Source organism: Methylobacterium sp. WL119, from assembly GCF_008039875.1.
Lineage (GTDB): Bacteria > Pseudomonadota > Alphaproteobacteria > Rhizobiales > Beijerinckiaceae > Methylobacterium.
Map to the genome: position 1 here is coordinate 1 of NZ_VRUU01000157.1, position 7,348 is coordinate 7,348.

A 7,348-nucleotide genomic window follows, 5' to 3' on the forward strand; every position below is an offset into this window, starting at 1 on the left:
GCGGCGGCACGTGCCTCGGCGGCGGCGGCAGCGGCTTCGGCGGCGCGCTGCTTCTCCTCCTCCTGGCGACGCGCCTCCTCGGCGCGCTTGGCGGCGGCGGCAGCCTCGCGCTCGCGCTCCTCGGCTGCGGCCTGGGCGCGCTGCGCCTCGGCGGCGGCCTCGGCCTGGCGGCGGGCTTCCTGCTCGCGGCGCTGCGCGTCGGCGAGCGCTGCGGCGCGCGCCGAGCTTTCCTGCTCGCTCAGCGTGCGCAGCACGACGCCGGACGCGGACCGCTGCGCCGGGCGCGGGGCGACCGGCGGCGGAGGCGGGGCGACCCGTGTCGGGGCCGCGATGGGGGCGACGGGCGCCGGCGCCGCTCCGATCACGCGGCGCTTCACCGTCTCGACCACGACCTGCTTGGAGCGGCCGTGGGAGAAGCTCTGGCGCACGGTCCCCTGTTCGATCGGACGCTTCAAGGAAAGCGGCTTCGCAGGAGTCTTGCTCAGAGTCTTGTCGCCCGGATTATTCGTATCGCTCATTCAGCCTGAACCCTGAGGGTTTCCATCGTCGCGTGAACCGGCAACCCGCGGAGCGCCGGCCTGATCCGTCACGGCATCGTCTTGCAGAGGGGGAGCATCCCCGCCGTATCCGGCGGATCCGCGCTCCTCGATCGCCGCGGCGACGCCCTCGAAGGAGCGTAGCCGACGCCAACGCGCCAGGCAGCCGGCGGCCCCGACTCCTGCGACGAGCGCAGCGTGTATCACATGATCCCGACCCAAGGCCATGTCCAATTCGTCTTCGGACAAGTCGTCAACGATCGGTATGCGGGATATGGCATCGCCGTGCCGCCGGTGCAATGCCGCCGCGATCTTGCGGCGACCGTCGGGCGCGGCGTCTGACGCATGGATCACGGCAGCGACGCGCGGCTGCGCGCCGATCGCCGCCTCGACCTTGGTGAAGCCGGTCACGATGCAGCCGGCCTTGTTGGCCAACGCGATCGCCTGCCGCAGGTCGGCCCGCAACCCCTCGGCGATCCGGTCGGGCAGGTCGGCCGAGGCGGTCGCGCCTTGCGTCTTGAACGCCCGGTTGAACGCCCGCTTCCTCACGGCCGTCGCGACGTCCTCGCGGCGCGCGCTGACCCAGGCGCCGCGGCCGGGAAGCCGGGCGCGCAGGTCCGGCACGACGGCGCCGTCCGGCCCGAGGACGAAGCGGATCATCGCGTCGGGCGCCTGCGCGGTGCGCGTGACGATGCAGGTGCGCAGCGCGCCCTGTCGGCCACGATTCGGCCCGGCATCGAGGACGACGTCCACGATGCCCTCGTCAGCCGACGGCTGAGCGGCCTGAATCATCGCCCGACCTCGCGTCGTCAGTTGGCCTCGGCCTCGGCGGGCTCCGCCGCGTCCTCGGTCGCCTCGGGCTCGGGCAGCGCCTCGATCCAGCCGGCGCGGAGGCGGGCGGCCATGATCATGGCCTCGGCCTCGGCGCGCGAGACCTCGAAGCCGTCGAGGTAGCCGGCGTGGCGCTTGGCCTCCGGCCCGCGGCCCTCGGTGTAGCCGACGAGGTCGTCGGTGGCGCAGCCGGCCAGATCCTCGATCGTCTTCACGTCGTTCTCGCCGAGCGAGACCAGCATCGGCGTGGTCAGGCCGTCGATCTCGCGCAGCTCGTCCTGCACGCCGAGCTCGGTGCGGCGGTCGTCGTGCTCCTGCTCGATTCGGGCGAGGTGATCCTGGGCGCGGGCCTGGATCTCGGCGCCGGTCTCCTCGTCGAGGCCCTGGATCGAGGACAGCTCCTGGATGTCGACGTAGGCGATCTCCTCGACGTTGCGGAAGCCTTCCGCCGCGAGCAGCTGGCCGACGGTCTCGTCGACGTCGAGCGCGCCCATGAACACGGTGGTGCGTTCGGCGAACTCCTTCTGGCGACGCTCGCTCTCCTCGGCCTCGGTCAGGATGTCGATGTCCCAGCCGGTGAGCTGCGAGGCCAGGCGCACGTTCTGGCCGCGGCGGCCGATGGCAAGCGAGAGCTGGTCGTCGGGCACCACGACCTCGATGCGGTCGGCCTCCTCGTCGAGCACCACCTTGACGACCTCGGCCGGCTGCAGCGCGTTGACGATGAAGGTCGCCTGGTCCTCCGACCACGGGATGATGTCGATCTTCTCGCCCTGGAGCTCGCCGACCACCGCCTGGACGCGCGAGCCGCGCATGCCGACGCAGGCGCCGACCGGATCGATCGAGCCGTCGCGCGAGATCACCGCGATCTTGGCGCGCGAGCCCGGATCGCGGGCGACCGCCTTCACCTCGACGATGCCGTCGTAGATCTCCGGCACTTCCTGGCCGAAGAGCTTCGCCATGAACTGCGGATGCGAGCGCGACAGGAAGATCTGCGGGCCGCGCACCTCGCGGCGCACGTCGAACAGGTACGAGCGGATGCGGTCGCCGGGGCGGAAGGTCTCGCGCGGGATCATCTCGTCGCGCCGGACGATGCCCTCGCCGCGGCCGAGGTCGACGATGACGTTGCCGTACTCGACGCGCTTGACGAGGCCGTTCACGATCTCGCCGATGCGGTCCTTGTACTCGTCGAACTGGCGGTCGCGCTCGGCGTCGCGCACCTTCTGGACGATGACCTGCTTGGCCGACTGCGCGGCGACGCGCCCGAAATCGAAGGGCGGCAGGGTGTCGGAGATCACGTCGCCGACGAGCGCGCCGGGATTGTAGCGCCGGGCCTGGTCGAGGGTGATCTCGCGGGCGTCGTTCTCGACGAGGTCGACCACGAGGAGGTGGCGGGAGAGCCGCAGCGCCCCGGTCTTGTTGTCGATCTCGGCGTGCACGTCGGTCTCGGCGCCGTAGCGCGAGCGGGCCGCCTTGGCGATCGCCTCCTCCATCGCGTCGATCACGATGGAGCGATCGATCACCTTCTCGCGGGCGACCGCGTCGGCGATCTGCAGGAGTTCGAGCCGGTTGGCGCTGACGACGGCCATCTGTGTCGGTCCTTCTCTTGGGGTGCCGCCCCGGTCGCCGCTTTGCAAGCGGGGCGGGCGGCGATGCTCTAGTGAAGCGAGTCGCGGTCCTTCAGGCGGGCCGCCTTGGTGGTCACGGGCTTCTTGGGCGCGTCCGAAGCGGGCTTCGGCTTGGCCGCCTTGGGCTTGGCGGAAGCCTTCTGCCGCTTCGGGAACGGCGCCGGCGGAAGGGCCGGGGCGTCTTCCGCCTCGTCGTCGTCGAGCGCCTCGTCGAGGTCCTGCACTGGGCCTCCGCCGCGCCGCAGCGACTCGCGCACGAGCTCGTCCGTGAGCACCAGATGCGCATCGGCGAGGTCGCGCAGCGGCAGCGAGACCCGGCTCGGCAGGCCTTCCTTGACGTCGGGCAGGTCGACCGGGACGGTGAGCGCCGCCGCGTCCGGCTCGCCGATGATCCCGCGGAAGCGCTTGCGGCCGCCGAGCGGCACGGCGAGCTCGATCTTGGCCTCGTAGCCGGCCCAGCGGGCGAAGTCGGAGACCCGGACCAGCGGACGGTCGATGCCGGGCGAGGAGATCTCGAGATAGTAGGCGATGCCGACCGGGTCATCGAGGTCGAGGATCGGCGAGATCGCGCGGCTCACGGTCTCGCACTCGTCGATGGACATCGAGCCGTCCGGCCGCTCGGCCATGATCTGCACGGTGCAGCCGTTCGCGCTCGACACCTTGACCCGCACTAGGCGGAAGCCGAGCCCCTCGATCGGACCCTCGATCACCTGCGCCACGCGCGCGGCGACGCCGGTCTCGCGGACCAGGCGCTTCTCCGTCGGCTCAGCCGACGGCTCGGGCGAGGGGACGGCGGTCGGCTCTGACATGACTGCGCTCAGGATCGGGCTCGCTGATGGGGCGGCGCTCCGGAGGACAGGAGAGGGGCTTGCGGCAATAAAAAAGAGCGGACCCGGTGGGGCCCACTCCCGAACCGCAGCCTCGCGACTGCAACCAGAACTGATGAGGAACGATCTAGCGGGTGAACGCGAAGAATTCAAGCGTTTTCCGGCTGCGCGTCGCCTCGACCCGAAGCAGCCGGACGACCCGGGAATCGCTCGAGGAGCGATCCTGGACCGTGGAAGGGCCTCTGTGAGGTCGGATCGACGGTCGCTCAGGCCAGCCCCTCCTCGATGGGAAACGGCGTCGGCTCCCACCAGCGCTCGGCCTGGTGGAAGCGCGCCGCCTCGGCCTCCCAGCGGTGAAGGATCGCCGCGATGGCCGCGCGGTCGCCGGTGCGGAGCGGTTCGACGATCTCGAGGATGCGGCGGCGGCAGCGCCGGTAGTCGGTGCAGCGGCCGGCCTTCTCCCAGGCCTCGATGGCGCGCTGCGTGCGCGCGCCGCGCTTGGGATAGTCGAGGATCTCGGGCGGCTCGTAATCGCCGTAGGTGTCGCTCTCGTACCACCGCCAGATCCGGCCCAGGAACTCGCGCGCCTCGTCCAGCGCGCCCTCCGCGAGCGCGATCGCCATGCGCTGCTGGTCGTAAAGGCCGCGGCTCGGGACGATGTGGCTGCGGTAGAAGTCCAGGTAGGCGTGGTGGTCGAGGGCCATCGGGCGCAGCAGCGGCAGGACCTGCTCCTCGACCGCGCGCGTGAAGATGCGGCCGATTTCGGGATCTGCCCACGCGAAGTCCCCGACCGTGGCCGCCCAGGCGGCAAGCTGGGGAAATTCCGGCCTGCGCTCGTAATCGGGCTGGAGGAAGTAGTCCCGCGTGAAGGGGGCAGGTAGGGGCTCGCGTCGGAACCCCTCGGAAAAACTGCCGACATTCCAATCCCAGTTCGCGCCACTCCAGTACAAGGGCGCGATACTGAACCTGGGCCAATATACATCGGCAGACCTGCCGCGATAGATGTAGATCTGCGCGATGCAATGGCGGATCGGGCGGATCCAGATCGCATACGGATTCACTTGGACCCAATCCGGATTGTGCTTCAGCACGTCTCGAAAAAGTCGAGCCAACTGCTTCTTGGTGGTCATCGCGACTCCCGCATCTGTATGACGATGATCCGCTGCGTTTTGGGGAACAGCATCTTGGCTCTGGTCGCGTAACTCACCGAATCGGACCAACCGAGGCCGCGAAGCCCCGTCTTGTAGTCGTAGACGCAGGCGACGGTCGGCTGTGGGCTATGAAACTGGTCAAGGCGGCTCGTGCCGGACTGACCATACGAGCCTTCGCCTCCAGTCTTGAGAATCGACAGCTCCGATTTGAAATCGGCGATGTTCTGGGCTTTTGCCCAACGATCCATCAGCACGTGGATCGCGGTGCCGATGGCTTGCGGCGTTCGATACGCGCCACTTTGTCGAACCGCCGTGGCGACCGCGTCGAGCTGGGTCTGGATCTCACCGGTCTTCGGGCAGGCGGCGTCGAGGGATGCCTGGTCGAGCTGACCGACCCAGATCGCCGGCATGTGCTCGAAGTCCTCGGCGCCACGGAACTCGTGCGCCGTGGTGCCGAGGACGGTGCCGTAGCGACCCCGCTGCGCCGAAAGCGTCGCGAAGAGCGTGCCGGCGAGCTCGAGCGTCCGTAGGACCCGAACGGCCGCCAGGGCGAGCGGAACCGCCTGCAGGAAGGCGGGCTGCACCGTCGCGTCCGGCTCGGCGCCGTTCGCCGTGAAGGTGCTGCGCCCCAGGATCTCGCCGGAGACGCCGTCGCGGATCGTCTGCGTCGCGCCGAGGGTCTCGAAGACCCGGCTCTCGCCGTCCGGCGCGGTGACCGCGTGCTGCTCGTCGAAGTCGCGCCGGCCGGCGCGGATGCGGATCGAGAGGATGCGGGTGCCGTCGTCGAGACGGGTCTCCTCGCGGGTCTGGGTGGGCTCGGCTGCGGGCATCTGTGCCCATTGCGGCTTGATCAGCCGCAGCACGTCCGGATCGACGGCGTTCCCATCCCCACCGCCGCCGGCAATCCATTGCCCACCGTTAGGCTGACCGAAAGGAGCGCGCGGCTGGTCGGACCAATCCTTTCGCCGGAGTGCCTGCTCCAGGCGGAGCAGCTTCGTGTCGAGGGAGAGCCCGGCCAGAAGCCCCTTCAGTTGCCGGACCTCTTCACCGATCCTCGGTTGTCTGGCCATGGCATCGATCCGAATCGCCTTCGATGAGGATCATTTACCGGAACAAAGTGGGAATGTACAGTTTATTTTCCTATTTTGAATTCGCTTATGGACTAAGCTCCGGGGCCGGATCGGCGTCGGGGGAGGGAGACACGAAAACCGGCACGGAGCCGACGCGGGTCCGGCTTTCGGGCGGCCAACCCTTGCGTCTCGACCTGGGCCGCGCGCCGGCGCCCGGTGCGCCGATCGGGCAGCGCCCGGACGGAACGCTGTGAGATCTGCCTCAGCGCGAGGCCGCCGCGTAGGACACGACCGGCGGGGTCAGCTGCGCGGTCCGTTCGGTCCGCGCCACGGCGACGATCCACACCGTCAGCACGATCGCGACGAGAAGGTCGCGCAGGCGCGAGCGTCGCGGCGTGGCAGGCGAATCCGGCATCGAATCGATCGGCTCCTCGAACGGGAGCGACATCGTGCGACGCGCATGTTTCTGCTTGATGTGGGAAATTCACCCACAGATTGGTATCGCAGCCTCGTCACCGCACGGGCAAGGCGAAGACGGTGAGCTGGCCGCCGAGCGCGGTATAATCCGACAGTGCCGCGTACCCGCCGACCGCGCCGGCGCCGTCCGCCGGGTCGGTGAGGCCGGCGGCCAGGCCGATTCCGGCCCAGCCGCCGACACCCGAGAGCACCGCCACGTACTGACGGCCGCCGTGCCGGTAGGTCATCACGTTGCCGACGATGCCCGACGGGGTCTTGAACCGGTAGAGTTCCTCGCCCGTCGTCGCGTCGACGGCCTTCAGGTAGCCCTCGAGCGTCCCGTAGAAGACCACGCCGCCGGCGGTGGCGAGGGCGCCCGACCAGACCGAGAACGGCTCGGGCAGGGACCATGCGATCCGCCCCGCGACGCCGTCCCAGGCGACGAACGCGCCGGTGCGGGACTCGCCCGGCGGCGGCTGCAGCCCGACGGTGGCGCCGACATAGGGCACGCCCGTCGTGTAGGTGACGTGGAACGGCTCGTAGCTCATGCAGATGTGGTTGGTGGGCACGTAGAACAGCCCCGTGCCGGGCGAGAACGCCGCCGGCTGCTGGTTCTTCGCCCCGATCGCGCCGGGGCAGATGCCGGTGGTGGTCTCGTCCTCGCCGGTCCGCTCGGGCGAGTAGCGTTCGGCGACGATCGGCCGGCCGTAGCCGGGGGACGCCCGGTCCATGTCGACCTTGGAGGCCCAGTTGACGACCGGGTCGAACTTCTCGGCGACGAGGAGCTCGCCGGTGGCGCGGTTGAGGGTGTAGCCGAAGCCGTTGCGGTCGAAGTGGGTCAGCAGCGGGGTC

General features: G+C 69.8%; 8 protein-coding genes. All 8 read right to left on the reverse strand.

What is annotated here, in order from left to right:
• Positions 1-455, reverse strand: a 455-nt coding sequence (locus tag FV227_RS27075; RefSeq protein WP_281407539.1) for a translation initiation factor IF-2 associated domain-containing protein, incomplete at its 3' end; no start/stop codon positions are given.
• Between the two features lie 63 nt (positions 456-518).
• A complete protein-coding gene (locus FV227_RS27080) occupies positions 519-1,328 on the reverse strand; it encodes an RNA-binding protein (RefSeq protein WP_147860334.1) in 810 nt (269 codons plus the stop codon).
• Between the two features lie 17 nt (positions 1,329-1,345).
• Positions 1,346-2,953: a transcription termination factor NusA gene (gene nusA, locus FV227_RS27085; protein ID WP_147728245.1), complete on the reverse strand. Its 1,608-nt coding sequence runs from the start codon at positions 2,951-2,953 to the stop codon at positions 1,346-1,348.
• A gap of 68 nt (positions 2,954-3,021) precedes the next feature.
• Positions 3,022-3,801 (reverse strand): ribosome maturation factor RimP, encoded by a 780-nt coding sequence (rimP, locus tag FV227_RS27090; protein ID WP_147728246.1) that lies wholly within the window; start codon positions 3,799-3,801, stop codon positions 3,022-3,024.
• 284 nt (positions 3,802-4,085) lie between these two features.
• Entirely contained in the window at positions 4,086-4,949 is an 864-nt protein-coding gene (locus tag FV227_RS27095; RefSeq protein ID WP_147860335.1) for a hypothetical protein, read from the reverse strand.
• Positions 4,946-6,040 carry a hypothetical protein gene (locus FV227_RS27100; RefSeq protein ID WP_147860336.1) on the reverse strand — a complete coding sequence of 365 codons (1,095 nt, stop codon included), beginning with the start codon at positions 6,038-6,040 and terminating at the stop codon, positions 4,946-4,948. Before FV227_RS27100 ends, FV227_RS27095 begins: the two co-directional genes overlap by 4 nt.
• A gap of 262 nt (positions 6,041-6,302) precedes the next feature.
• Complete coding sequence (locus FV227_RS29370; protein WP_187274972.1) at positions 6,303-6,455, reverse strand: hypothetical protein; 153 nt, start codon at positions 6,453-6,455, stop codon at positions 6,303-6,305.
• A gap of 97 nt (positions 6,456-6,552) precedes the next feature.
• On the reverse strand, positions 6,553-7,348 hold a 796-nt coding region (locus tag FV227_RS27105; RefSeq protein WP_147728249.1), incomplete at its 5' end, for a PQQ-binding-like beta-propeller repeat protein.